We start from the raw sequence: 24,153 nt of genomic DNA, 5'->3' as shown, positions 1-24,153 counted from the left end.
CCCTTCTGGCGGGATGATGGCATCAGTCGAGGTCGGCGACCTCACGAAAGAGTTCGACGGCAGCCCGGTGCTGCGCGGCGTCAGCCTGAGCGTCGAGCCGGGCGAGTTCCTGGCCGTGGTCGGCCCGAGCGGCTCGGGCAAGTCGACGTTGCTCTACTGCATGTCCGGCCTCGAGCCGGCCACGTCGGGCCGGGTGCGGATCCTCGGGCACGACCTCGGCGGGATGCGGCGGGGCGCGCTGGCCGCACTGCGCCGGGACCACGTCGGGTTCGTCTTCCAGTCGTACAACCTGATCCCCTCGCTCACCGCGAGGGAGAACGTGGCGTTGCCGGCCCGCCTGGCGCGACGGAAGATCTCCGCCTCCGACGTCGACCGCGCGCTCGACGACGTGGGCCTGGCCGAGCGGGCGGCCTACCGGCCGTCCAAGCTCTCCGGCGGCCAGCAGCAACGGGTGGCGATCGCGAGGGTTCTGGCCGTACGCCCGGACGTGGTCTTCGCCGACGAGCCCACCGGAGCTCTCGACACCTCGTCGGGCGCCCAGGTGCTCGACCTGCTGGCGAAGGTGCCGGCCGAGGGCCGTTCGGTGGTGATGGTGACGCACGATCTCTCCGCCGCCGCGCGAGCCGGCCGGGTCATCGTGCTGCGTGACGGGCTCATCCATCGCGAACTGCGGCAGCCGTCGGCGGCCGAGGTCTTCGCGGCGCTGGAGGCGTCCTAAGTGGTCCGTCTCATCCTCGGCGACCTCGTCGCCAACGCCCGCGTCTGGCTCGGCACGCTGCTGATCGCCGCGGCCACGGCCGCCGTCGGGGCCGTCGTGGCCAGCGAGATCGCCACGGCGCTGTCGGTGGGCGGCAACGACGCCCTGGCGCTGTACGGCATCAGTGGCACCATCGCCGCCTTCACGATCGTCACCGCGCTGATCGTGGTCGGCTCGGTCGCGGGACTGACGGTCACGCTGCAACAGCGGGGGTACGCCCTGTGGCAGCTGGTCGGCATCAGGCCCGCCCTCGTCCGCACGGTCGTGACGGCGCAGCTGTTGATCGTCTCCCTGCTCGGCGCGGTTCTCGGCTGTCTGGCCGCGACACCCTTTCTTCAACCGCTTTACCGGTACGCCTTCACGGACTCACCTTCGCTGGCCGGGCTGCGGCCCCGGTTCGATCTCGCCGCGGCCGTGCCGGTCGTGCTCTTCGTCGTCGTGGTGCTGACCATCGGCGGTTCCCGCAGCGCCGGCCGGGCCTCACGCACGCCGCCGATCCGCTCGCTGCGCGAGACCGAGCCGCCGGACCGCCGGATGACCGCGGCCCGCTGGGTGGGCGGCCTGGCCACGCTCGGCATCGTGCTGGCCATCCTGGCCTCGCTGCCCGGCACCGGCGCCGACACGATCGCCGAGCCCCTCATGCTCATCGCCCCGCTGGTGGCCGGGGTGCTGGCCGCGTTCGGCCCGCTCTTCCTGGCCCGGCTGGTGCGTGCCTGGACCGGCCTGGTGCCCTTCGAGGGCTCCTGGTATCTGGCCCGCAACAGCACCGCCTTCAACGTCGGCCGCAGCACCGCCACGATCAGCCCTCTCACCGTGGCGATCGCCCTGGCCGGCGGCCTCTACTCGGCCAACGAGACGGCCGGCGGCGGCCGTTCCGACCTCGGCACCGGGGCGGTGGTGCTGCTGCTGGGCGGCCCGCTGCTGCTGGCCGTCCTCGGCGCGGTGGCCACGGTGTTCATGTCGAGCCGCCGCCGCGAGCGCGAGTTCGCCCTGATCGTCGCGGCTGGCGGCACTCCCGGCACGGTCCTGACCGCGGCCGCCTGGGAGGCCGTCATCTACGTCGGCACCGCCCTGCTGCTGGGCGGCGTCTCGGTGCTGGCCACCGCCCTGGCCGGCGCGTGGGCGGCCGGCGTCTTCCCGTCGTTCGGCGCCGTGCCCGCCCTGACCGTGGCCCTGGGAAGCTTCGTGCTCGTGCTGGCCGCGACCGTGCTGCCGACGGCGGTGGCCCTGCGCCACGAGGTACCGAGCGTGCTAGCTCCCGAGTAGGGCCGGCGTCTGCGCGATCTCCCGGGCCAGGCGGACGAACGCCGCCACCTCCAGCGAGCGGGACCCGGCCGGCCAGACCACCTTCAGGGCCACCGGGCCGAGGTCCTCGACCGGGCGGAAGGCGGTGTTCGGCCGCGGGAACCGCCGGGCCACCCACTCCGGCAGGAACCAGACGACGCCGCTCACCTCGACCAGGTTGAAGATCTGCGACAGGTCGAACTTCTTCACGCCCGCCGCCATCCGGCCCTCCGACGCGTCGGTCCCGTCCGGCAGCTTCCGGCCGCGCAGATCGGCCAGCGTGAGCGAGCCGCGCGCGGCCAGCGGATCGGCCGCGGCCAGGGCCACCACGCTGGGCCCGGTCAGCAGCGTCTCGCAGTCGAGCCCGCGCTCGTCGAACGGCGCCGGCAGCAGGGCCACATCGGCCCGCCCGTCGAGCAGCGCCGGCACCTGCTCGCCGCGCCCGCCCAGTTGCAGCTCCACCGGCATGACGTCGTACGCGTCGAGGATCCGCGGCAGCAGCCCCGCGTCGTAGTCGGCCTTGAGAGCCAGCCGCAGCGACCGTGTCGGCTGACCGGCCCGCCGCGCCCGGCGCTGCGCCGCCGCCACCGCGTCCAGAGCCACCCGCGCGTCCGCGAGCAGCGTCTCGCCGGCTTGGGTGAGCGCCACCTGACGTGTCGTACGGACCAGCAGCTGCACCCCGAGCTGCCGCTCCAGCTCCCGGATGGCCCGCGACAGCGGCGGCTGGGCCATGCCGAGCCGCTCGGCCGCCCGCCCGAAATGCCGCTCCTCGGCCACCGCCACGAAGTAGCGCAGCTGCCGCGTCTCCAGGTCACTCATACCGCCACGGTATCAATGCGGACGCAGTCGGTCTTTCCCCTTTCCGCCCGACCGGCGTTCACTCATAGTCATGATCGTTGTTACCGCACCCACCGGCCAGATCGGTTCCCAGGTCGTCCAGGACCTGCTCAAGGCCGATGCCCCCGTACGCGTCGTCGCCCGCGACCCGGCCCGGCTGGCCCCCGGCGTCGCCGAGCGTGTCGAGGTAGTTCAGGGCTCCCACGGCGACCCGTCAGTGGCCGCCGCCGCCCTCGAAGGCGCCGACGCCGTCTTCTGGCTCGTCATGGCCGACCCGCACGCCGCCACCGTCGAAGACGCCTACACCGGCTTCACCCGCCCGGTGCTCCCCGCGCTGGCCCGGGCCGGCCGCGTCGTCAGCGTCTCGGCCCTCGGCCGCGGCACTCCCGTGGCCGGCCGGGCCGGCCACGTCACCGGCTCGCTCGCCCAGGACGACCTGATCGCCGCCACCGGCGTGCCATTCCGGGCCCTGGCCATGCCGTCCTTCATGGACAACGTGCGGCGACAGGCGGCCTCGATCAAAGAACAGGGCGTCCTGCACGGCCCGTACGTCCCCGGCCTGCCCCTGCCGGCCGTAGCCACCCGGGACATCGCCGCGGTCGCCACCGACCTGCTGCTCGACGACAGCTGGACGGGCTCCGGCGAGGTCCCGGTCATCGGCCCCGAGGACCTGACCTGGACCGAGATCGCCGCGATCATCTCCGACGTGCTGGGCCGCCCGGTCCGCTACGAGCAGACCCCACCCGGCGTCTTCAAGGCCAACATGCTCCGCTTCGGCAACTCGGAGGCCATCGCCCAGGGCCTGCTCGACATGGCCTTGGCCAAGAACAACGGCCTGGACCACGTCACCCCGGGCGTCCCGCGCACCCCCACCACGTTCCGCCAGTGGTGCCTCGACAACCTCGCTCCGTCTATTCGACCGTGACCGACTTGGCCAGGTTGCGGGGCTGGTCGACGTCGTGGCCCCGGGCGGCGGCGATCTCGCAGGCCAGGATCTGCAGCGGGACCGTGGTCATCAGCGGGGCCAGCAGGGCGGCGGTGGGCGGGATGGTGATCAGGGCGTCCGCGTACGCCTCGACCGACTCGTCGCCGTCCTCGGCGATCACGATGGTGCGGGCGCCACGGGCCCGCACCTCCTGGATGTTCGAGACGACCTTGTCGTGCAGGACGCCGCCGGGGGAGGGCACCACGCAGATCACCGGGGTGGCGTCGTCGATCAGGGCGATCGGGCCGTGCTTGAGCTCGCCGGCGGCGAAGCCCTCGGCGTGCATGTAGGCCAGCTCCTTCAACTTGAGCGCGCCTTCCAGCGCCACCGGGAAGCCCACGTGCCGGCCGATGAAGAGCACCTGCGGCGCCGAGGACAGGTCCCGGGCCAGCTTGCGCACCGGGTCCATCGTCTCCAGCAGGCCGGTCAGCTGGGACGGGACGGCCAGCAGCCGGCGGGCGACCTCGGGAGCCGCGGCCGGGGCCAGCCGCAGGGCCAGCAGATAGCAGGCGGTCAGCTGGGTGAGGAACGCCTTCGTGGACGCGACCGCGATCTCCGGGCCGCCGCGCGTGTAGACGACGGCGTCGGACTCGCGGGCGATGGTCGATCCGTTGGTGTTGCAGATCGCCAGCACCCGGGCGCCCTGCCCGCGCGCGTGGCGCAGGGCCATCAGCGTGTCCATGGTCTCGCCGGACTGGCTGATCGCGACGACCAGCGTGTTCCGGGTGAGGATCGGGTCGCGGTAGCGGTACTCGCTGGCCGTCTCGACCTCGCACGGGATCCGGGCCCACTGCTCGATCGCGTATTTGGCGACCAGGCCCGAGTGATAGGCGGTGCCGCAGGCCACGATGACGACCTTCTCGACGTCGCTCAGGTCCAGATCGCCCAGGTCCAGGTCGACATCGCCGTTCTCGAGCAGCCGGCCGCGCAGCGTGTCGGCCACCGCCCGCGGCTGCTCGGCGATCTCCTTGAGCATGAAGTAGTCGTGGCCGCCCTTCTCGGCGGCGGACAGGTCCCAGTCGACGCGGTAGTCGGCGCCGCTCGACGGACGGCCGTCGAAGTCGGTGATCTCGATGGCGTCCGGCGTGATCAGCACGACCTGGTCCTGGCCCAGCTCGATCGCGTCGCGGGTGTGCCCGATGAACGCGGACACGTCGCTGGCCAGGAAGTTCTCGCCCTGCCCGCGGCCCACCACGAGCGGGGAGTTGCGCCGGGCGCCGACGACCGCGCCGGGGGTGTCCGCGTCGACCGCGAGGAGCGTGAACGCGCCTTCGAGCTGCCGGGAGACCCTTCGCATGGCCTCGGCCAGGGCTTGCGGTCCGGTCACGCCTTCTTGGCGTACGACCGCAAGCGCCCCCGACAGCAGATGCGCCGCCACCTCGGTGTCGGTGTCGCTGATGAGCTCGGCGCCGCTTTTGTTCAACCCCGCGCGCAGCCGGGCGAAGTTCTCGATGATGCCGTTGTGGATGACCGCGACCCGGCCCGCGACATGCGGGTGGGCGTTGCGGTCGGTCGGGCCGCCGTGCGTGGCCCAGCGCGTGTGCCCGATGCCGGTCGGCCCGTCGGAGAAGCCCTCGGCCAGCGCCTTCTCCAGGTGGACGAGCTTGCCCGCCCGCTTCTCGGTCCACAGCACGCCGTCGTCGAGGACGGCCACGCCGGCCGAGTCGTAGCCGCGGTACTCCAGGCGCCGCAGGCCGTCCATCACGATTTCCACAGCCGGCCGCTCGCCGGCGTATCCCACGATTCCGCACATGCCAGCGAACGTATCGGCGCAATCCGGCCATTTCGCTGTGCGAACTCCATGGGTCAGCTGTGCGGCGTGGCGTCACCCGTCGGCAGCTGCTGGCCCATCAGCGCGTTCAGGCCGCCGGTGCGGCGCAGCTTCTGCCAGCCGAGCCGGATGCCGCGGATCGCCGACAGCATCGACTGGATCAGCACCAGGTACATGAGCTGGCGATAGACGAACTGCTGCAACGGCATCCGCCACAGCGGGCGCATCGACTCCTTGTCCAGCCGGAAGGCGTACATGGTGCTCAGCAGTTGCAGTAGCAGCACGCCGAGCCAGGCCGCCACCGTCAGCAACGGCTCCAGGAAGATCAGGCCGTAGATCAGGAAGACGTCGATGAGCGGTGACAGCAGCGGCATCAACGTCTGGAACAGGGCCAGGTTGAGCAGGCCGCGCCGGCCGAACTTGCCGCCCGGGCCGCGCTCGAACAGCGCCCGGCGGTGCTTCCACATCGCCTGCATGGTGCCGTAGCTCCACCGGTAGCGCTGCTTCCACAGCTGCGCCATGGTCGACGGGGCCTCGGTCCAGGCCCGCGAGCGGTCCTCGTACACCACCCGCCAGCCGGCCCGGATGATCGCGATGGTCAGGTCGGTGTCCTCGGCCAGCGTGTCCTCGCTCAGGCCGTTGACCTGCTCCAGGGCCGTGCGCCGGAACGCGCCGATCGCGCCCGGCACGGTCGCCATGCAGTGCATGACGTCGTACGCGCGCCGGTCGATGCTGAAGCCCACCACGTATTCGATGTGCTGCCAGAGCGGGATCATGCCCTTGCGGTTGGCCACCTTGGCGTTGCCGGCGACCGCGCCGACGCCCTCGTTCGCGAACGGCTGCACCAGCAGGGCCACCGTCTCCGGCTCGAATACCGTGTCGCCGTCCATCATCACGACGACCTCGGTGTCGGCGTGCGCGATGCCGTTGTTGAGCGCGGCCGACTTGCCGGCGTTGGGCTGGCGCAGCACGGTGACGTTCGGGTGGCCGAGCCCTTCGGCGATCTCCGCCGTGCCGTCGGTGGAGCCGTCGTCGATCACGATGATCCGGATCGGATGTGTGCTGCTCACCAGCGAGCCCAGCGTGTCGGCGATCATCTCCTTCTCGTTGTACGCGGGGACGAGAACGGTCACGGGTTTCTCGTACGGCGGACCCCAGCCCTTTTCATGTTTTTTGAATCTTCTCGCGTGCTTCCGGGCGAGCCCGAGCATCAGCAGCAGCCTCAGGATCATGAGCACGCCCAGCACCAGCAGCAACGTGGCGAACCAGTCGGTGATCTTCTGAGCGACCTGTACGGCGCCGACGATGCCCAGGCCGTAGATCCGCTCGTCCGTGGTGGCCTTCGGGTTGACCGTCGACATGCCGGTCAGCGCCTTGATCGTGGTGAACGAGTAGCCCTCGTTCTTCAGGTACGGGATGACCGACTCGAGCGCGGTCGCCGTCTTCGACCGGTCGCCGCCGCCGTCGTGGAACAGCAGGATGGCGCCCGCGCCGTCGTCGGGCAGCACGGCGTCGACGATGTCCTGCGTCGTGGTGTCCGGCTCCCAGTCCCGGCTGTCCAGGTTGTTGACGACCGTCAGATAGCCCTTCGCGCCCATCTCGGCCATCACCGACCAGGTCGGGTTGTCGAGCGCGGCCACGGTCGACGAGTACGGCGGCCGGAAGATCACGCTGGAGACGTTGGTGGCGCCGGCCAGCGCGAACTGCGTCTCCGACATCTCCACGTCCTGCCGCCACGTCGACTTGCCGGACATCTCCGGATGCGTGAACGTGTGGATGCCGATCTCGTGCCCGGCGTCCTTGACCTGCTTCGACACCGACGGATAGCGGCTGATCTCGGAGCCGATCTGGAAGAAGACACCCGGCACGTCGTACTTGTCGAGGACCTTCAGGATCTCCGGGGTGTACTCCGGGCTGGGCCCGTCGTCGAAGGTCAGCACGATCTTGTTGTCCGGCACGGTCACCGTGGTCGTGGTGGTGCCGTCGGTCTGGATGATCGGCCCGCCGTTGAGGGCGGCGTCCGGCACCTCATCGGTCTCGGAGGTCGACTCGGCCGCGCCGTCCTGGGTGAACTCGCCCGTCACGAGCCCGTTCACCAGAAGAATGCTGGCGAACAGCCCGAGCAGCACGACGAGCAGGACCCAGCGCGGCTGAGGCACGCGGAGGCGCCTCGACTTGGGCGCCTCTTTGACTGTTTCGACGGACACGACTCAGCGTACGGTTTTGGGCTTTTGTGCACCCCGGGAATGGGATAGTCCGAGAGTGCTGGCCCGAATCGCTGCCGTCGCTTCCGTGTTCGTCGCGGCGGCGGCGTGCTCGTCCTCCTCGACCACCTCGTCGGAACCGACCGCCTCGGCCACATCGGCGGGCGCTCCGCCCGCGGTGGCTCCCTACGTCGACATCGTCAGCGGCACGGCCGACATCAGCGCGATCGCCACGGCCACGGGCCAGAAGGACTACACGCTCGCGTTCATCCTGGCCGACAGCTCGGGCGGCTGCACCGCCACGTGGGGCGGCAAGACGGCCCTGGACGACAGCACGGTCGCGGCCGAGATCGCCAAGATAACCGCGCTGGGCGGCACGCCGATCGTCTCCACGGGCGGAGCCTCCGGCACATATCTGGAGACGGCCTGCACTTCGGCCGACGACCTGGCCGCCCAGTACGAGGCGGCCCTGGACCAGGCCGGCAGCAACTTCCTGGACGTGGACATCGAGCAGACGATCACGCCGGCGACGGTCGTGTCGGCCCTGAGCAAGCTGCAGAAGGCCAAGGGCACGTCGATCACCCTGACGGTCCCGGTCGGCGGCACGGTCCTGGGCCTGACCGACGCGAGCATCGCCCTGTTGACGGCGGCCGAGGCGGCCGACCTGGACGTCACGATCAACGCGATGACCATGAACTTCGACGGCGGAACGGCCGACTGGGGAACCGCGATGACCACAGCCGGCGAGGCCGTGAAGGCGGACGTGGCCGCCGTCTGGACCGACAAATCAGACACCGAGATCTACGGCATGCTGGGCGTGACCCCGATGATCGGCACCAACGACTCGTACGCCACCACCACGATCGCGAACGCCACGACGCTGCGCGACTGGGCCGAGGAGAAGGGCTTGGCTTTCGTACGCTTCTGGTCCGTCAACAGAGACAACAACGGCTGCACGGACGGGACGGTCAGCGCCACTTGTTCGGGGATCGCTCAGACCGAGTACGCCTTCACCACGCTCTTCACCAAGTTCACCACCTGATCCAGCGCGCTCGCCCCAGCGGGGCCCGGGCATTGCCGCTCACCCGAGCGTCCTCGACAGGCGACTGGTGTCGGCGAAGCAAGAGGTGCCACCTGCGTGACCTGCTCGTTCCTTGCCCCGACGCCGGCGAAGGCCGCCACCGAGAGGCGTGCGCGTAGGTTCTCGCCCCAACTGGTCCATCCCGAACCCCCACCCACCCGGGGAGCCGGTGGAGACCCTACGCCGAGCGCACCCATTCACGGCAAGCCTGTGGATAACTCTGTGGACAGCGGAACGGAAGCCCGGCGAGACGTGGCTCGCGCGCCACGCGAGGGTGAGGGCGATGCGCGGGCGACGTGAGGGCTCATCTGGAACGGCGGTGGCTCAGCTGGAGCTGGTCGACGAGGACGACGAGGACGACGAGGACGACGAGGACGACGAGGTCGAAGCCGAGGCCGACGCGGAAGCGGATGTCGATGTGGAGACGGTGGCCTTCGTGGAAAGGCCCGAATCGGCGGCCTGGACGACACTCGCGCCCACGACTGCCATATACACCGTGGCGAAAAGGGCCAGGAAAAAGCCGATCACGCCGACGAGGCGCTTTCGGCGGCCGCTTGAATCCACGAAAACCTGAGTAGTGGATTCGGTGGCCGGGACCATGGCGGCGGTGCGGATCATCGGAATTGTTTCCTCTCGGTGGGAGCGCTTTTTGCTACACCGAAAGATAGGAGCGGAAGTCGACGGAATTCCTGTCCGAAGCCTGGGGTCTTTCTGTGGATAAAGGCACGCCCTGTAGTAACGCGACCACGCAAAGTCAAGACGCGTCAAGCCATAGCGAATTCTCACCTGATCCCGATGTGCCCGATATGTGCGGCCGCACAGCGACATCACACAGCGTGACCAAGAAACCGCAGGAAGCGACAAGGAGGGCGGGCCGCCGCCACGGCTCCACAACAGCGGGTGACGGAGAAGGCCTACTTCTTAGGCAATGGCGCCCTATTCCACCAGAGCGAAAGCCCCACTCCCGCAAACACCAGCAATGCCCCGGCCAACACGAACCAGACCGACACCTCGACCTCCTGCTTGCGCAAATTGAACTCGCGCGGCAGGTCGGTCAGCACGTCGACCAGCTGGTCCGCGTCCTCGGCCCGGAAGTACTTCGCGCCGGTCACGTCCGCGACCTTCGTCAAAGCCTCCTCGTCGATCTCCTGATTGCGGCCGGCTCCCCGTCCCCCTCCGCCGAATCGGCCGCCGCCGAATGGGGAGTCGCCGCCTATCTGGTCGGCCGTGCAGACCATCGGGGCGGGGGTCGTCGTGCCGAAACCGATCGTGTAGACGCGCACCTTGCGGGCCGCCGCCTGCTCGGCCGCCGTCACCGGGTCGACGCCCGTCGTGTTCGAGCCGTCCGTCAGCACCACGATGGTGTCCGGCTCGTAATCGCCCGTGTTCTCGAGCGGCGGCAGGTCGGCGCCCGTCTTCGACACGTTCGGGTTCGTCTCCGCGATCGCGTCGATCGAGGTCAGGATGGCCTGGCCGATCGCCGTGCCGCGGGCCGTGCGCAGCGTGCCGATCGCGTCGATCAGCTGGTCCTTGTCCGTCGTCGGCGCCACCAGCAGGCCCGCTATGCCCGAGAAGGCGACCAGCCCGATCCTTGTGCCGTCCTGCTGGGCCTTGATGAATTCCCGGGCCGCCTGGGTCGCCACCGTGAACCGGTTCGGCTCCACGTCGGTCGAGCACATCGAGCCCGAGACGTCGATGGCCAGCAGGATCGACGTGCTGTTGGACGGCACCGACACCGTCGCCTGCGGGCGGGCCAGGCCCACCGCCAGCGGCAGGAAGCCGGCCAGGAAGAGCCAGACCGGGATGCGGCGCTTCCATGACGTACGCCCGGGCAGCGCGGCCCGGATCACCGCCACGCTGGAGACCGTCACGGCGGTTCGCTTGCGGCGCCGGTTCAGCCACCAGCGGGCCGCCAGCAGCAGCGGCACGGCCAGCAGCGCGAGCAGCGCCCACGGCCAGCTGAACGACATCAGACGATCCTTCCGTGCCAGCGGGTGCCCAGCAGCGCGCCGAGCATGAGCAGCAGCAGTGCGACGCCGGCGAACGGCGCGGTCAGCTCCACCGGTTCCTTCTTGGCGGTCAGCCGCAGGTCGATCGACTTCGTCGTGTCGGACACCGCCGCGGCGTCACCGGCCGGGTGGTACGCGCCGCCGGTGACCTGCGAGATCGTGGTCAGGGTCTGCTCGTCGAGCTGGGTGCCGAGCTGGTAGCCGTCCACCTCGACGGTCGCGCCTTTGGCCGTGCCCACGCCGACGGTCTGAATGCGTACGCCGGCCGCCGCCGCCAGCTCGGCCGCCGCCTCGACGTCGGGGCCGCCCGTCTCCTGCCCGTCCGAGAAGACGACGATGGTCGCCGACGGCCAATAACCCAGCTCGGGCGCGGGCGCGCCATCTTGCGGTAAAGAGACCGGCTTGCCGGTGATCGTGCCCAATCCGACCAGGATGGCCTGGCCCAGCGACGTGCCCCCGCTGGCCGAGAGCCGGCCGATCGCGGCCATCGCCGCGTTGTGGTCGTCGGTCGGCGCCTGGGTGAGCAGCGCCTGATCGCCGAAGACGAGCACGCCCACGTCGACCGTGTCCGGCTGGTCCTCGACGAAGTCCTTCGCCGCCTGCTGGGCCGCGGCCAGCCGCGACGGCGTCACGTCGGTCGCGCGCATGCTGTTCGAGACGTCGAAGGCCAGCAGCACCGTCCCGGACACGCGGGGCACACTCAGCTCGGCCTGCGGCCGGGCCAGTCCCACCAGCAGAACCGGCAAGGCCAGGAGAATCAGCGCGTACGGCAAGTGACGGCGCACCGCGGATCCACGGCCGACCAGCGAGGCGAAGCCGGACGCGGCCAGCGCCGCCGACCGCCGCCGCTGAAGCAGCACGTAGCCGTAGACCGCGGCCGCGGTGACGACCAGCGCGACGATCAGCAGCAGGGGGTGGAGGAAGCTCACCGGCGCCCCCGCCCGGACGTACGGACCATGTCGATCAGCGCCGCCATCATGTCCTGGTCGGTGGTCACCCGGTGGGCGGCCACCCCGGCCTTGCGCATGCCCTCGGCCACCTCGTCCTCGCGGGCGCCGACCTGCTCGGCCAGCCTCCCGCGCAGCAGCGGATCACTCGTGTCGACCAGCAGTTGTTCACCCGTCTCGGCGTCCTCGACCAGGATCAGCCCCACGTCGGGCAGGTCGAGCTCCGAAGGATCGACGACCCGGATCACCACGACCTCGTGCCGATGGGTGAGCATGGCCAGGGCGCGGTCCCAGCCCGGTTCGCCGATGAAGTCCGACATGACGAAGACCAGGCTGCGGCGCCGCGAGGTCGTCGCCGCCGCCAGTCTGAACATCTCCGACAAGTCGGTTATGGAGCCTGACCCCGAAGAGGGTGAAGTCAGCGCCCGCGTGATCCGCAGGATCTGATCCCGGCCCGGTCGCGGCGGGATGATCTCGTGCCGGTTGTTGTCGAAGAGAAGAGCGCCGACCCGGTTGCCACCCTGCGAGACGAGCCGGGCCAGCGCGATGGCGAGTGAGGCGGCGACCGACTCCTTGCCCTCGCCCCGGCCGAAGCGCATCGACGCGGAGCGGTCGACCACCAGCCAGGCGGTCAGCTCGCGGTCCTCGGTGTACTGCCGGATGTACGGCTCGTCGAGCCGCGCCGTGACGTTCCAGTCGATGTGCCGGACGTCGTCCTCCGGGACGTACGCCCGCAGGTCGGTGAAGTCGATGCCGGCGCCGTGCCACACCGTGCGGTAGGCGCCCTGCAACCTGCCGTCGAGGCGGCGCCCGAGCCGCCACTCCAGGCGCCTCAGCAACCGATCGGAGGGGGTGGTCATGCGTCAGCGGCCTCGGCCGGCGGGCTCCGGAACGGCCACGTTGGCCAGGATCTTCGACAGGATCAGGTCGGGCGTCACCTCGTCCGACAGCGCCTCGTAGGAAAGCACCATGCGATGCCGCATCACATCAAGGGCCAAATCGGTCAGATCTTCCGGTACGACGTATTCGCGGCCCCGGATGAACGCCAGCGCCCGTGCCGCGAGCACCAGGCTGATCGACGAGCGCGGGCTGGCGCCGAACGTGACGTAGCGGGCCAGGTCGGTCAGGCCGATCCGGGCCGGATCACGGCTCGCGTGGGCCAGGTTGACCGCGAACTCGATGAGCGACGGGTCGACGTACACCTGGTCGGTCTGCTCCTGCAGTCCGATCAGCGTCTCGGGGTCGATGATCTTCTGGATGACCGCGGCCCGGGTCAGCGCCCGCTCGACCACCACGAATTCCTCGGTCGGGCTCGGATAGCCCACGAGGACCTTCATCATGAAGCGGTCGACCTGCGCCTCGGGCAGCGGATAGGTGCCCTCGGTCTCGATCGGGTTCTGGGTGGCCATGACCAGGAACGGGTTCGGCACCTTATGGGTCTCGCGGCCGACGGTGACCTGGCGTTCCTGCATGACCTCGAGCAGGGCCGACTGCACCTTGGCCGGAGCGCGGTTGATCTCGTCGGCCAGCAGCAGGTTGGTGAAGACCGGGCCCAGCTGGACCTGGAACTCGCCGGTGGGCTGGTGGTAGACGCGGGTGCCGACGATGTCGGCCGGCACCAGGTCGGGCGTGAACTGCACCCGGTGGAAGTCGCCGCCGATCGCCTCGGCCAGGGACTTCACGGCGAGGGTCTTGGCCAGGCCGGGTACGCCCTCGACCAGGATGTGACCGCGGGCGAGCAGGGCCACGATGAGCCGTTCGAGCAGGATGTCCTGCCCCACGATGGTCTTCTTGACCTCGTAGAGCACCTTCTCGATCGGCCCGGCCGAGGCCGCCGGGGCGTCGGTCCAGTTGTAGGGGCCGCGGGCCGGCTGGTTCATGCGTCCGTCCTTTGTGTCGTCACAGCTTTTTCGTCACAGCGGGGGTGCTTGTCCGTCGCCCTCGCCGGCGCCGAGAGCGGCCCCGATGGGTACGGCGAAGCCGATGCCGATGAAGGTTCCGGCGTCGGTCGGGTTGGCCAGCGCCACCACGACGCCGACGACCTGGCCCTGCGTGTTGATCAGCGGCCCGCCCGAGCTGCCCGGGTTGACCGCCGCGTCGAACTGGAGGAGACCGGCGATGTCGCCGCCGCGGTCGCGGGACAGCGTGCGCTCGAGGCCCGACACGACGCCGCTGGTGGTGGTGGCGGTCAGGCCGAGCGGGTTGCCGATGGCCACCACGTCGTCGCCGACCGCGGCGCCGCCGCCGAGCACCGCCGGAACCACCGTCTCGGGCAGCTTGGCCGGGGTCAGGGTGGCAATGTCCTGCGCGGGCTCCGAGCTCGCGACCTGCGCGGTCGTCTCGCTGCCGTCGGCGTACGAGATCTGGATGTTCTTGGCGCCCTCGATGACGTGGTGGGCGGTGAGGATCGTGCCGTCGGCGTTGATGATGAAGCCGGTGCCGCTGTCGGCGCCGGCGCTGCTGCCGCTCGCCTTGATCAGCACGACCGAGGGCCGCAGCGCCTGGTAGACCTCGGTGACGGTCAACGGCCCCTGTGAGGCCGAGGGCGAGGCGGCCGGGCGGGGCGCCGCGGCGGGCTCCGGCGAGGACCGGAAGAGCACCACGGCGGTGATCGCCACGGCCCAGAGCACGACCGCGCCGGCCAGCACCCTGCGTCCGGTGATCCGCCGCGGCTTCGGAGGCTCCGGAGGCGCTTGATCATCAGAGTCGGGCCGCAGGACTTCCATCACGTCGCACCCGCAACAGTGAGCATCTCTCGACTCTAAGAGCGGTTTCTCAAAATCCGCTAAGAGCTTGCGCCGCTTTTCATAAGGCGTTTCACCTGCCGGGACGCGGGCATTTGGGTCTTATGACGTACGCCGCCCGAAGCCCGCACGCCACTCATCGCTGGATCGCCCTGGTCGTCTTCGGGCTCGCCGTCTTCGTCGCCGCCGCGATCGGCGGCCTCGGCGTCTCCGGCACCTCGACCGAGTACAACAGCCTGGAGCGGCCCGCCTGGGCGCCCCCGTCGTGGCTGTTCGGGCCGGTCTGGACGGTCCTCTACGTGATGATCGCGGTGGCCGGCTGGCTGGTCTGGCAGCGCGTCGGCTTCACCCTGCCGCTCTGGCTCTACACGGCCCAGCTGGTGCTCAACGCGATCTGGACGCCGCTGTTCTTCGGCGCCGGCCAGTACGGCCTGGCCTTCGCCGAGATCGTCGTGATGTGGGTGCTGATCGGCGCCACGGTCGTGTCCTTCTGGAAGGTCCGCCGCGGCGCCGCTCTGCTCCTGCTTCCCTATTGGGCCTGGGTGACGTACGCCAGTGCTCTGAACCTGGCGATCTGGCAGCTCAACTGAGCGAGGACAGCAGGCCGCTCTCGCCGGCCAGCGCGCCGTCCTGTCCCAGCGCCCGGAAGTCGGCCTCGACCTCGTCCCGGCTGAGGGTGCCCGCCCGGACCGCCCGATAACGCACCATGTGCCAGACGAATACGTCGAGGTTGTCGAAGCGGGTGCCCGCCTCGACGACCTCTTCTTCGTGGAACCAGACGGCCACCTGCCCGTTGGTCAGCACCACGTAGTAGTTGCCACCGCCGTCGGCGCCGATCGAGTAGACGTCGTCGTCGGTCAGCTCGGTCTCGTAGTCGGAGTCGAGGATGCCGCAGTCATTTCCGGCGAAGTCGAATCCGTACGACCAGTCGGCTATATCGCACAGGTCGGGCATCGTCCCCGACCGCACCCGGCGGTCGAAGGCGGCCAGCGCGGCCGCGTCGGACGGCGCGAGGCGGGCGAGGAAGGGTTCCACCGGCTTGACCTCGTCCTCGAAAGCGACGACGCCCACCGGAGAGGGAAAGAAACGCGCCAGGTCGCCGTCGAGATCGCGCTCGACGTACCCGGCCAGAGAGGCAACAGTCAGGGCCACCGGCGGATCTTAGCGGCGACGACATATATCGAAACAGGTGCCAACTTCGCTCCGTGTCTTCCAAAAGGTGTCTCCGTCACAGCATGATGATCGCGGGGACACTATGAGTGAAGATCAGTTACCGCCCGGTGTGCTGGCCGAGATCGGGAGCCCGATCCGGGAGACCAGGCTGTCCGTCGTCGAGGAACTGTCCCGGCTCGCCTGGGGCGCCGACCTCGAGACGGCCTCGGCTGCCCGGACCGCTCTCCAGCAGATGATGGACGACGACAGCCGCAGCGTGTCCGCCGCCGCGGCCGCCGCCCTGGAGCGCACGGCCGTGCGCCTCGACCCCGAGCGCGTCGACTTCGGCGTGGTCGCGGCCGAGACGCCCCGCCTGGTCGCCGACGTCCGGGTCGAGGGCCCGCCGCTGGCGATCGCCGGCGCCACGGTCACCGTCTCCGGCCCCGGCCTGCGTGCCATGCTCTCCGACCGCCAGCTGCGGATCATGTGGCTGCCCCGGTCCGACTGGCTCGACGGCTCGGTCACCGTGCGCGGCCCGGCCGGCTGGGCCGACGTCCGGGTCACCGGCCAGATCGCCGCCACCGTGCCGATGCAGCAGGTGCCGGCCGAGGCGGCCAACCTGCGGACGTACGACGGAGTGCCCGGCTACGGCGCCTACGGCCCGGCCCGGGTGACCGTGCTGCCACCACCGCCACCGCCCCCGCGTCGCCAGATCGGCACGACGGTGCTCGTCGCGATCCTCACCACGCTCGTCGTCCTCGGTGGCGCCGGCGTCGCGATGGCCCTGCTCAACGACACCACCCCGGGCCGGACCGTGGCCGCCGAGCCCACCGAGCCCGAGGCGGCCGAGGCGATCGGCCCCGCCGGCACGGTGGCACCGCAGGTCACCCGGGTGCCTCTCGGCGCGCGGGTGAAGAGTCTGGCCGTACCCAAGATCGCCGGCACTGTCCGGGTCGGCACCGAGCCTGAGGGCCTCGCCATCTCGCCCGACAGCCGAACGGTGTACGTGGCCAACCAGAACTCGCACGTTCTGTCGATCATGGACGTGCCGAGCCGCAAGGTGACCTCGGTGACGCTACGGAACAACCCCCGCTTCGCCACCACCTCGCGCGACGGCAAGCTGATCTTCGTCTCGATGTACGAGAACGACAAACGCACCGGCAGCGGCGTGGCCGTGGTCGACGCGCGCACCAAGAAGGTCCTGCGCTATCTCCAGACGGGCCTGCAGCCGTACACGTTGTCGGTCGGCCCCGACGGCAACCTGTGGGTGCCGATCCACAGCGAGGGCCGGGTCGAGGTCTTCAAGGCCGGCAGCCTGGAGCGGACCGGCAACATCATCCTGCCGCCCAACCCGCACGCGGTCGGGTTCTCGGCCGACCTCGGCCGCGCGTTCGCCGCCAACCACGAGTCGAACCTGGTCTCGGTCATCGACATGCGGAACAACAAGCTGGTCACGACCATCCCGGTGAGCCGCGCGCCGCACAGCATCGCCGTCTCGCCGGACGGCCGGGTGGTGCTGGTGGCCGGCTACGAGGCCGACACGGCCGACCTCATCGACGCGAACACGCTGCGGCGCAGCGGGCCGTTCAAGGTGGGAAGCGATCCGCAGAGCGTGGGTGTCTCGGCCGACGGCCGGCACGCGTACGTGGTCAACGAGGGCGACGACACGGTCTCCGTGCTGAACACGACCACCGGCGTCGCCACCGCCACGGTCAAGGTCGGCGGCAGCCCGCGCGCCATCACGGTCGCGCCCGACGGCAAGTTCGCCTACGTCTCCAACGGCCGCGACCACACCATCTCGGTGCTGCGGGTGGGGGAGTGAGCCGGCGCGACCGTGCCGCCGGCGAGGTGCTCGTGCGGCGGCTTTTCACCGAGCACGGCGCCGCGCTTCTGGCGTACGCCTCCCGGCTGCTCGGCGACCACACGCGGGGGGCCGAGGTCGTTCAGGAGGCGCTGGCGCGCGCCGCGTTCACCGACACCAGGGCCGAGCTTTTCCAGGCCGTACGGGATCTGGCCGTGGCCCGCCTCCGCACGCGTTCCCCGTCCGTCGTGCCCGACACGGGGTCGATGGAGATGCTGCGCGCCATCGAGGCGCTGCCGCCCGAGGAGCGCGAGATGCTCAACGCCCTCTACTTCCAGGGGCGCAACGTCAAGGAGGCGGCCACGACGCTCGGCGTGCCCGCCGAGACGGTGAAGGCGCGCAGCTACCAGGCGCTGCGCCGGCTGCGCGGGGTGACGGCGTGAGCGGGCACGAGACCGATCGGCTCGGCGCGTACGCCCTGGGCGTGCTCGACGACGACGAATGGGCGGCGGTCCACGCCCACGTCGAGTCCTGCGAGGCCTGCCGGCGCGAGGCCGGCGAGCTGCGCGCGACCGAGGAGCTGCTCGGCGACGTGCCGCCCGAGGCCTTCCTCGACGGGCCGCCCCAGGGCGCCGACCTGCTGCTGGAGCGCGCGCTCAAGCAGGTGCGGGAGGAGGGCGACCGCCGCGAGCGCGGCCGCCGTCTCGTGTGGACGCTGGCGGCCGCGCTGGTCGCGGTGGCCGCGCTCGGCGGCGGGGCGCTGGCCGGTCGCAGCACCGCGCCCTCGGCCGTGGCGGCCACCCAGCCGCCGGCGCCGGCCTCGGCCGCGCCGCCGGTCTCCGGCGCCGCGACCAACGCCGCGACCGGGGTCAGCATGAACGTCACCGTGCGGCCGGCCGCCGGCTGGGTGCGGCTCAGCGCCTCCGTCGGCGGCGTCCCCGCTGGTGAGCAGTGCCGTCTCTACGTCGTCGGGGTGGACGGCGCCCGGCAGCTGGCCGGCAGCTGGCTGGTCTCCGAGTCCGGTGTCGCGACCGGCACCACGGTGGACGGCAGCGCCCTGGTCGCCCCGGCCGACGTGGCGTCGGTCGAGGTCGAGACCTATGCGGGTCGGCCCCTGGTCCGGGTCGACCTGTAGTTGGTCTTGGCCCAGCTCTCGCCATCGTCTACTTAGACGCATATCATCAGAGCGTAATCGATCGATTGCGCAGCGTTACTTCAAGGGCAGCGTCACAATCACCTTCTGGCGGGGGTGGATCGGATGACCACAGCAGGGTGGTTCGCTCTCGGCATCACCGTGTTCGGTTCGCTCTGCTACGCGACGGCCTCGATCCTGCAGGCCGTCGGCGCCCGGCGCAGCGTGGGCACGGTCCGCACCATGGCCCATCCGCTCTACATGCTGGGCCTGCTGTTCGACATCTTCGCGTGGATCGGCGCGATGATCGCCCTGCGCGAGCTCGCGGTCTACGTGGTCGAGTCGATCCTGGCCGGCTCGCTCGCCATCACCGTCCTCGTGGCCCGCTTCGCCCTCGGATGCCGCCTGCGCAAACGCGACTCGGTGGCGGTCGTCGTCACGATCGCCTCGCTCAGCTTCCTGGCCCTGTCGGCCGGCCCGCAGGACGACGTGCACACCAGCGACGAGCTGAGGTTCGCGCTGTGCGCGGCGGCGATGGTGATGGTGCTGGTCGGCTGGGGCGCGGCCAAGGTGCAGGCCCCCGGCGGCCTGATCGCCGCGTTCGCCGGCCTGTCCCTCGGCGGCGCCGCCCTGATCGGCCGCTCGCTGCCGGTCCCCGAGGGCCTCAGCGGCGGCCAGACGGCCCTGGCGATCATCACCGAACCGCTCACGCTGGCCCTGCTGACCTTCGCGGCCACCGGCATGATGCTCTACGCGCACGCCCTCCAGCACGGCGACGTAGGCCCGGTCACGGCGATCCACTGGACGGCCGAGGTCTGCGCCCCCTCGGTGGTGGCGATGGCCTTCCTGGGCGACACCGTCCGCGACGGCTGGCTGCTCCCGGCCATCCTCGCGGGCGTCGCCACGGTCGGCGCCGCCGTGGTCCTGGCCACCGCCCCGGCCACCCACGTCACGGCCAAGCCGGAGGAGAGCGTCCAGCCGGCCCTGCCCCACTCGGTGCGGGCGGCCCTGCCCGCCCCCGAGGTCCCGGCCTGGGTACGCCCCCTCGGCGAAAAGGTCATCTGGTGGGGCGCCCCACCGATCTGGCGCCCGCCCAACCGCAACCGCCCCATCGAGCCGGCCTACCGAGCCGCCGCGTTCCCCGCAGCCGCCGCGGTCCCCGCGTATCAGCAGCCCGCGTATCAGCAGCCCGCGTATCAGCAGCCCGCGTATCAGCAGCCCGCGTATCCGCAGCCCGCGTATCCGCAGCCCGGACATCCTCAACCCGGATATCTGGAGCCCGCATACCCGGAGCCCGCGTATGCGCAGGCCACTTATCCGCCGCTCATTTATCCGCGAGCGCCGTATCCGCAGCCCGGTCACCCGCAGCCCGGTCACCCGCAGCCCGGTCACCCGCAGCTCGGCCATTCGGACCCCGGTTACTCGCAGCTCGGTCACTCGGAGCCGGGTTATCCGCAGGCCGGTCACTCGGGACCCAGTTATCCGCAGGCCGGTCACTCAGAGCCCGGATACCCGCAGGCCGGTCGCCCGGAGCCCGGTTACCGGCCGCCCGGTCGCCCGCAGCTTCCCGCGCGGCCCGCGCCGACGGCGCGGGCCCAGGCGATGGTCCCGCCCTATCCAGCGCGGCCCGCCGCGTCATCGGAGCAAGACGTGGCGCCGATCCGGGCTCAGGCGATGGTCCCGCCCTATCAGGCGCGACCCGACGGGCCGACGCTCCAGCACGACATCCGGGCCCAGGCGATGGTGCCGCCCTATCAGGCCCGGCCCGCGACGGCCGGTGATCCGCACTGGTGGAGCGATCCCGCGACCGATGCGGAATGGTGAGCTACAGGAGGCGTACGGCCTCGGGAATCGGTGTTGCCCCGTTGTTGAAGTTGATCGTGCGGCCGTAGGTGGACGGCTCGCCCAGGACCTCGGCCACCACCGCCGCCACGTCCGCCCGCGAGACCGAACCCGAAGTCGCGCCCTGCTCGGCCGTCTCGACGCGGCCCGTGCCGGCGGCGTCGGTCAGCGCGCTCGGCCCCAGGATCGTCCAGTTCAGCTTCGACTCGCGCAGATGCGTGTCGGCCGCCGCCTTCGCTTCGGCGTACGCGAAGAAACCGTTCTCCGGCGACACGCCGTGCTCGGGACCCGCACCGAAGTACGACACCATCACGTAGCGGTCCACGCCGCTCCGCGCGGCCGCGTCCATCGACCGGATCGCCGCGTCGCGGTCCACCGCGTATGTCCGCGCCGGATCACCCCCACCGGCCCCGGCCGACCAGACGATCGCGTCGTGGCCCGCGAACAGCGCCGCCATCTCCTCCACGCCGGCCCGCTCCACGTCGAAGACCACCGGTTCGGCCCCGGTCGCGGCCACCTCGGCCGTGTGATCGGCGTTCCGGAAGACCGCCGTCGCCTCGTCGAGCCGCGGCAGCAGAAGCCGCGCCACCTTCCCGTGCCCACCCACCACAAGAACGCGCATTCCTGACACGGTACCCGCGGTGGGCCTCGGCGACGTCGTCGAACGATCCAGGGGGAGCGCGCCACCCTGGAGCGCGTAGGCGCCGCCGAGGCGGCTCAGCTCGCCGCGCGGTGCAGCTCGTCGCGGGGCACCCGCAGGTTCACCACGGCCGGCTCGCCCTCGACGCCGCCGGCGATCTGGTCGCCACCGGCGTACACGTCGTTGGAGAGCAGGCCGGTGCCGTCGATGCGCAGATATCCCGTGGTCACCAGGTGCTCGGCCACCCCGGCGACCGTGTCCGGGCGTACGTCGGTGCCGGGCATCTGGACCGCGGTCACGGAACCGACCTGGTCGCCGGTCGCGTCGACCACGGTCATGCCCACGTTCACCCGGGCGATGGGAAGGGAATCGGTCGGACTGTTCGGCTGCATGGCTACGGAATTCCCCGACGGACCGGCGCAAAACGCGACGGATCGCCGGTCACCTGCCGATGAGCGGGTTTAGGGCGTGTTCCCGCGTGGTACCCGCCGTGCCCCGGGCTCACCCCCGAGGGGAAGGCGGAAGATGCGTGCGGCAGTGCTCGACATCGGATCGAACTCGGTCAATCTTCTCATCGGCGCGCCGGGGACGACATCCCGATCGTGGAAGGCACACACCGCTCTCGCCGCCGGGTTGCGGCCGGACGGAGGCCTCGGGCCCGAGGGACGGCGGCGGCTCATCGCCGCGGTGGGCGAGGCCGTCGCCGAGGCCCGGCGGGCGGGTGTCGAGGAGCTTCTGCCGTACGCCACCGCGGTGATCCGGGACGCACCGGACCGCGACGAGGTGCTCGACCAGGTGGCCGCGGCCACCGGGGTGCGGCTCGGCACGCTGACCGGCGTCGAGGACGCCGAGGTGACCTATCTGGCCGCCCGCCGCTGGGAGAGCTGGTGCGGCGGCCCGCTGTTGCTGGCCGACATCGGCGGCGGCTCGCTCGAACTGGCCTTCGGCCACGAGGAGAAGCCCGACTGGGCGGTCTCGCTCGACCTGGGCGCCCGCGTCCTGACCCGGCGCTTCCTGCGCGGCGGCGCCTCACCGGCCACCCGGGCCGCCCGTGACCTGCGCCGGCACGTCCGGGCCGAGGTGCACCGAGCCCTCGCCGGCACCTTCTGGGAGTCCCGGTCGACCGCGGTCGCCGCCTCCAAGACCTTTCAGCAGCTGGCCCGGCTCACCGGCGCGCCGTCCCTGCGCCGCGGCCCCTACGTTGCCCGCCGCCTGCACCGCCGCCGGTTGCGCCCGTGGCCCGACCGGCTGGCCGCCATGCCGGCCAAGCACCGTGCCAAGTTGCCGGGCGTCTCCAAGCACCGCGCCTGCCAGATCGTGGCCGGCTCGATCGTCGCCGACGAGCTGATGCGCGGCCTCGGCCTGACGTCTTTGCGGATCAGCCCGTGGGGCCTGCGCGAGGGTGTCCTGCTGCGCCGCCTCGAAGGCGGCCGGCCCGATTTCGTCAACGCCCGGTGGGCGCCGTTACCGTGACCTTGCCGGTGGTGCGGCGGCCGAGCAGGTCGCCGACCGCCCGGCGCACGTCGGCCATCGGATAGGCGGCCTCGACGAGCGGCCGCAGCTTCCCGGCCGCGACCAGGCCGAGCATCTCGGCCAGCGGTTCGCGATAGGCGCCGGGCACGGCCAGCGCCGGGCGCAGCCAGAAGCCGGCGACGGCCAGGTTCCGGTCGGCCAGCATCGCCGGGTCGACCGCCGGGCGGCCTTCCCGCGAGGCGTTGCCGAAGGTCACGAGCCGCCCGAAACCGCCGAGCACGCCGAGCCCGGCGCCGAACAGCCGCCCGCCGACCGACTCGAGCACGACGTCCACGGGGCGGCCGTCGTTGGCCTCGAGCACCCTTTCCTCGTACCCGGAAGGATCTGAGGAGACCGCGACATCCGCGCCCAGCGAAACCACAAGATCGCGTTTGGCCCCGGTGGAGGCCGTCCCGATGACGCGCCCCGCGCCGAAATGCCGGGCGAGCTGCACGGCGAGCGAGCCGACCCCACCGGCCGCGGCATTGACCACGACGGTCTCGCCCGGCCCGACCCGGGCGCTGCTCCGCAGCACATGCCAGGCGGTCAGCCCCTGCACCAGCAGCGCGAGAGCCTCGGCGTCACCGACACCGCCGGGCACGTCGACCGCGTCCGCCGCGGCGACCACGGCGCGTTCGGCGAAGCCACCACCGTCGAAAGTGGTCGCCATGACCCGGCGCCCGCCGGCGGTACGCCCGATCACCTCGGTGCCCGGCACGAAGGGCAGAGCGGGCGTGGGCTGATAGCTGCCGGCGATGCGGCTGGTGTCGGCGAAGTTGAGGCCGGCCGCGCTGACCTCGACGAGCAGTTGCCCCTCGCCGGGTACGGGCTCGCCGACGTCGGCCAGGTCGAGGACTTCGGGCCCGCCGAAGCGGGAGCACTGCACCGCGATCACGGCACGGACACTACCGTCACCGCGGTCATGACGAGATCGCGCTCGACCGTGAAGCGGCCCCGGAACTCGGCAAGTGGGGAGTCGACGAGCGGGCGGCCGGTGAAGGTCCGCGCCGCCGGGTCGATGGAGAGCACGCACTCGTCGAAGCCGAGCCAGCGGCCGGTCAGCGGGAACCACGCCTTGTAGATGGACTCCTTGGCGCTGAACAGCAGCCGGTCCCAGTGCGGGCCGCCGCCGAGGGTGGCCAGCATGTCGCGCTCGGCGGGCAGGGTCACCCCGGGGATCACCTCGGGCGGCAGCGCGGCGTGCGGCTCGGCGTCGACGCCGACCGACGCGATGTCGCCGGACCGGGCCAAGGCCGCCGCCCGGTAGCCGGCGCAGTGCGTGATGCTGCCGACGACGCCGTCCGGCCACAACGGCTGCCGCTTCGGGCCGGTCAGGATCGGCACCGGGTCGAAGCCGAGCCGTGGGGGGGGGGCGCGGGGGGGGGGGGGGGCGGGGGGGGTGGGGCGGCGGCCCCCCCCCGGGGGCCCCGCGGGGAGGATTGTGTATGCGGGGGC

The 24,153-nt window shown here is 71.3% G+C and carries 24 protein-coding genes; 11 read left to right on the top strand and 13 right to left on the bottom strand.

Features of this window, described 5'->3' with window-relative positions; translation table 11 throughout:
* Positions 1 to 13: 13 nt before the first annotated feature.
* Entirely contained in the window at positions 14 to 718 is a 705-nt protein-coding gene (locus tag ACFY36_RS51485) for an ABC transporter ATP-binding protein (protein WP_499753274.1), read from the top strand.
* Complete coding sequence (locus ACFY36_RS51480; RefSeq protein ID WP_499753273.1) at positions 719 to 2,023, top strand: ABC transporter permease family protein; 1,305 nt, start codon at positions 719 to 721, stop codon at positions 2,021 to 2,023.
* Here ACFY36_RS51480 and ACFY36_RS51475 read toward each other — a convergent pair.
* Positions 2,009 to 2,860: a LysR family transcriptional regulator gene (locus tag ACFY36_RS51475; RefSeq protein ID WP_499753272.1), complete on the bottom strand. Its 852-nt coding sequence runs from the start codon at positions 2,858 to 2,860 to the stop codon at positions 2,009 to 2,011. The genes ACFY36_RS51480 and ACFY36_RS51475 overlap by 15 nt on opposite strands.
* 70 nt (positions 2,861 to 2,930) lie before the next feature.
* Here ACFY36_RS51475 and ACFY36_RS51470 point away from each other — a divergent pair, with 70 nt between their 5' ends.
* Positions 2,931 to 3,803, top strand: coding sequence for an NmrA family NAD(P)-binding protein (locus ACFY36_RS51470; protein ID WP_499753271.1), 873 nt, complete (start codon positions 2,931 to 2,933; stop codon positions 3,801 to 3,803).
* Here the strand turns inward: ACFY36_RS51470 and glmS are convergent.
* Positions 3,790 to 5,616: a glutamine--fructose-6-phosphate transaminase (isomerizing) gene (gene glmS / locus ACFY36_RS51465; RefSeq protein ID WP_499753270.1), complete on the bottom strand. Its 1,827-nt coding sequence runs from the start codon at positions 5,614 to 5,616 to the stop codon at positions 3,790 to 3,792. The genes ACFY36_RS51470 and glmS overlap by 14 nt on opposite strands.
* Positions 5,617 to 5,669: 53 nt before the next feature.
* The gene (locus ACFY36_RS51460) at positions 5,670 to 7,841 is read right to left on the bottom strand and encodes a bifunctional polysaccharide deacetylase/glycosyltransferase family 2 protein (RefSeq protein WP_499753269.1); all 2,172 of its coding nucleotides are present in this window, start codon (positions 7,839 to 7,841) and stop codon (positions 5,670 to 5,672) included.
* Positions 7,842 to 7,896: 55 nt separating this feature from the next.
* Between ACFY36_RS51460 and ACFY36_RS51455 the strand changes: the two genes are divergently transcribed.
* Together ACFY36_RS51455 and ACFY36_RS51450 are read left to right on the top strand one after the other, a co-directional pair.
* Positions 7,897 to 8,880: a glycoside hydrolase family 18 protein gene (locus ACFY36_RS51455; protein WP_499753268.1), complete on the top strand. Its 984-nt coding sequence runs from the start codon at positions 7,897 to 7,899 to the stop codon at positions 8,878 to 8,880.
* Between the two features lie 358 nt (positions 8,881 to 9,238).
* Entirely contained in the window at positions 9,239 to 9,493 is a 255-nt protein-coding gene (locus ACFY36_RS51450) for a hypothetical protein (RefSeq protein ID WP_499753267.1), read from the top strand.
* A 340-nt stretch (positions 9,494 to 9,833) separates the two neighbouring features.
* Here ACFY36_RS51450 and ACFY36_RS51445 read toward each other — a convergent pair whose 3' ends face one another.
* From ACFY36_RS51445 to ACFY36_RS51425, 5 genes are read right to left on the bottom strand one after another with little or no spacing between them, the layout of a single operon-like run.
* On the bottom strand, positions 9,834 to 10,889 hold the full coding sequence (locus ACFY36_RS51445; RefSeq protein ID WP_499753266.1) for a VWA domain-containing protein: 1,056 nt from the start codon (positions 10,887 to 10,889) through the stop codon (positions 9,834 to 9,836).
* Complete coding sequence (locus ACFY36_RS51440) at positions 10,889 to 11,857, bottom strand: VWA domain-containing protein (RefSeq protein ID WP_499753265.1); 969 nt, start codon at positions 11,855 to 11,857, stop codon at positions 10,889 to 10,891. Before ACFY36_RS51440 ends, ACFY36_RS51445 begins: the two co-directional genes overlap by 1 nt.
* Entirely contained in the window at positions 11,854 to 12,735 is an 882-nt protein-coding gene (locus ACFY36_RS51435; RefSeq protein WP_499753264.1) for a DUF58 domain-containing protein, read from the bottom strand. Before ACFY36_RS51435 ends, ACFY36_RS51440 begins: the two co-directional genes overlap by 4 nt.
* A 3-nt stretch (positions 12,736 to 12,738) precedes the next feature.
* On the bottom strand, positions 12,739 to 13,755 hold the full coding sequence (locus ACFY36_RS51430; RefSeq protein ID WP_499753263.1) for an AAA family ATPase: 1,017 nt from the start codon (positions 13,753 to 13,755) through the stop codon (positions 12,739 to 12,741).
* Positions 13,756 to 13,788: 33 nt separating this feature from the next.
* Complete coding sequence (locus ACFY36_RS51425) at positions 13,789 to 14,601, bottom strand: S1C family serine protease (RefSeq protein ID WP_499753262.1); 813 nt, start codon at positions 14,599 to 14,601, stop codon at positions 13,789 to 13,791.
* A 122-nt stretch (positions 14,602 to 14,723) separates the two neighbouring features.
* Between ACFY36_RS51425 and ACFY36_RS51420 the strand changes: the two genes are divergently transcribed.
* Positions 14,724 to 15,209 carry a TspO/MBR family protein gene (locus ACFY36_RS51420; protein ID WP_499753261.1) on the top strand — a complete coding sequence of 162 codons (486 nt, stop codon included), beginning with the start codon at positions 14,724 to 14,726 and terminating at the stop codon, positions 15,207 to 15,209.
* Here the strand turns inward: ACFY36_RS51420 and ACFY36_RS51415 are convergent.
* The gene (locus tag ACFY36_RS51415; RefSeq protein ID WP_499753260.1) at positions 15,202 to 15,771 is read right to left on the bottom strand and encodes a hypothetical protein; all 570 of its coding nucleotides are present in this window, start codon (positions 15,769 to 15,771) and stop codon (positions 15,202 to 15,204) included. The genes ACFY36_RS51420 and ACFY36_RS51415 overlap by 8 nt on opposite strands.
* Positions 15,772 to 15,874: 103 nt before the next feature.
* Between ACFY36_RS51415 and ACFY36_RS51410 the strand changes: the two genes are divergently transcribed.
* The 4 genes from ACFY36_RS51410 (at position 15,875) to ACFY36_RS51395 (ending at position 20,528) form a co-directional block, all read left to right on the top strand.
* A complete protein-coding gene (locus tag ACFY36_RS51410; RefSeq protein WP_499753259.1) occupies positions 15,875 to 17,593 on the top strand; it encodes a YncE family protein in 1,719 nt (572 codons plus the stop codon).
* Positions 17,590 to 18,015, top strand: coding sequence for a sigma factor-like helix-turn-helix DNA-binding protein (locus tag ACFY36_RS51405; RefSeq protein WP_499753258.1), 426 nt, complete (start codon positions 17,590 to 17,592; stop codon positions 18,013 to 18,015). Before ACFY36_RS51410 ends, ACFY36_RS51405 begins: the two co-directional genes overlap by 4 nt.
* Positions 18,012 to 18,707 carry an anti-sigma factor family protein gene (locus tag ACFY36_RS51400; RefSeq protein ID WP_499753257.1) on the top strand — a complete coding sequence of 232 codons (696 nt, stop codon included), beginning with the start codon at positions 18,012 to 18,014 and terminating at the stop codon, positions 18,705 to 18,707. Before ACFY36_RS51405 ends, ACFY36_RS51400 begins: the two co-directional genes overlap by 4 nt.
* A gap of 123 nt (positions 18,708 to 18,830) precedes the next feature.
* A complete protein-coding gene (locus tag ACFY36_RS51395; protein ID WP_499753256.1) occupies positions 18,831 to 20,528 on the top strand; it encodes a DMT family transporter in 1,698 nt (565 codons plus the stop codon).
* A 1-nt stretch (position 20,529) separates the two neighbouring features.
* On the opposite strand, the gene ACFY36_RS51390 is transcribed toward ACFY36_RS51395, so the two are convergent.
* Both ACFY36_RS51390 and ACFY36_RS51385 read right to left on the bottom strand, forming a co-directional pair.
* Complete coding sequence (locus tag ACFY36_RS51390) at positions 20,530 to 21,168, bottom strand: NAD(P)H-binding protein (protein WP_499753255.1); 639 nt, start codon at positions 21,166 to 21,168, stop codon at positions 20,530 to 20,532.
* A 95-nt stretch (positions 21,169 to 21,263) separates the two neighbouring features.
* Positions 21,264 to 21,578, bottom strand: coding sequence for a hypothetical protein (locus ACFY36_RS51385; protein WP_499753254.1), 315 nt, complete (start codon positions 21,576 to 21,578; stop codon positions 21,264 to 21,266).
* Between the two features lie 133 nt (positions 21,579 to 21,711).
* Between ACFY36_RS51385 and ACFY36_RS51380 the strand changes: the two genes are divergently transcribed.
* On the top strand, positions 21,712 to 22,659 hold the full coding sequence (locus ACFY36_RS51380; protein WP_499753253.1) for a Ppx/GppA family phosphatase: 948 nt from the start codon (positions 21,712 to 21,714) through the stop codon (positions 22,657 to 22,659).
* On the opposite strand, the gene ACFY36_RS51375 is transcribed toward ACFY36_RS51380, so the two are convergent.
* Positions 22,631 to 23,593 (bottom strand): zinc-binding dehydrogenase, encoded by a 963-nt coding sequence (locus ACFY36_RS51375; protein WP_499753252.1) that lies wholly within the window; start codon positions 23,591 to 23,593, stop codon positions 22,631 to 22,633. The genes ACFY36_RS51380 and ACFY36_RS51375 overlap by 29 nt on opposite strands.
* Positions 23,590 to 24,138: a 4'-phosphopantetheinyl transferase family protein gene (locus tag ACFY36_RS51370; protein WP_499753297.1), complete on the bottom strand. Its 549-nt coding sequence runs from the start codon at positions 24,136 to 24,138 to the stop codon at positions 23,590 to 23,592. The genes ACFY36_RS51375 and ACFY36_RS51370 overlap by 4 nt, the downstream gene beginning before the upstream one ends.
* Between the last annotated feature and the right edge of the window lie 15 nt (positions 24,139 to 24,153).

This window comes from Actinoplanes sp. NPDC000266 (assembly GCF_042899005.1).
Taxonomy (GTDB): domain Bacteria; phylum Actinomycetota; class Actinomycetes; order Mycobacteriales; family Micromonosporaceae; genus Actinoplanes.
Note: the sequence above shows the minus strand (reverse complement) of the source record. Positions and strands in the feature narration are given on the sequence as shown.

Coding starts and splice junctions, on each gene's coding strand:
- glmS (WP_499753270.1), bottom strand. CDS start 5,616: ATGTGCGGAATCGTGGGATACGCCGGCGAGCGGCCGGCTGTGGAAATC.
- ACFY36_RS51410 (WP_499753259.1), top strand. CDS start 15,875: ATGAGTGAAGATCAGTTACCGCCCGGTGTGCTGGCCGAGATCGGGAGC.
- ACFY36_RS51475 (WP_499753272.1), bottom strand. CDS start 2,860: ATGAGTGACCTGGAGACGCGGCAGCTGCGCTACTTCGTGGCGGTGGCC.
- ACFY36_RS51445 (WP_499753266.1), bottom strand. CDS start 10,889: ATGTCGTTCAGCTGGCCGTGGGCGCTGCTCGCGCTGCTGGCCGTGCCG.
- ACFY36_RS51420 (WP_499753261.1), top strand. CDS start 14,724: ATGACGTACGCCGCCCGAAGCCCGCACGCCACTCATCGCTGGATCGCC.
- ACFY36_RS51485 (WP_499753274.1), top strand. CDS start 14: ATGATGGCATCAGTCGAGGTCGGCGACCTCACGAAAGAGTTCGACGGC.
- ACFY36_RS51435 (WP_499753264.1), bottom strand. CDS start 12,735: ATGACCACCCCCTCCGATCGGTTGCTGAGGCGCCTGGAGTGGCGGCTC.
- ACFY36_RS51385 (WP_499753254.1), bottom strand. CDS start 21,578: ATGCAGCCGAACAGTCCGACCGATTCCCTTCCCATCGCCCGGGTGAAC.
- ACFY36_RS51470 (WP_499753271.1), top strand. CDS start 2,931: ATGATCGTTGTTACCGCACCCACCGGCCAGATCGGTTCCCAGGTCGTC.
- ACFY36_RS51430 (WP_499753263.1), bottom strand. CDS start 13,755: ATGAACCAGCCGGCCCGCGGCCCCTACAACTGGACCGACGCCCCGGCG.
- ACFY36_RS51395 (WP_499753256.1), top strand. CDS start 18,831: ATGACCACAGCAGGGTGGTTCGCTCTCGGCATCACCGTGTTCGGTTCG.
- ACFY36_RS51380 (WP_499753253.1), top strand. CDS start 21,712: ATGCGTGCGGCAGTGCTCGACATCGGATCGAACTCGGTCAATCTTCTC.
- ACFY36_RS51390 (WP_499753255.1), bottom strand. CDS start 21,168: ATGCGCGTTCTTGTGGTGGGTGGGCACGGGAAGGTGGCGCGGCTTCTG.
- ACFY36_RS51425 (WP_499753262.1), bottom strand. CDS start 14,601: ATGGAAGTCCTGCGGCCCGACTCTGATGATCAAGCGCCTCCGGAGCCT.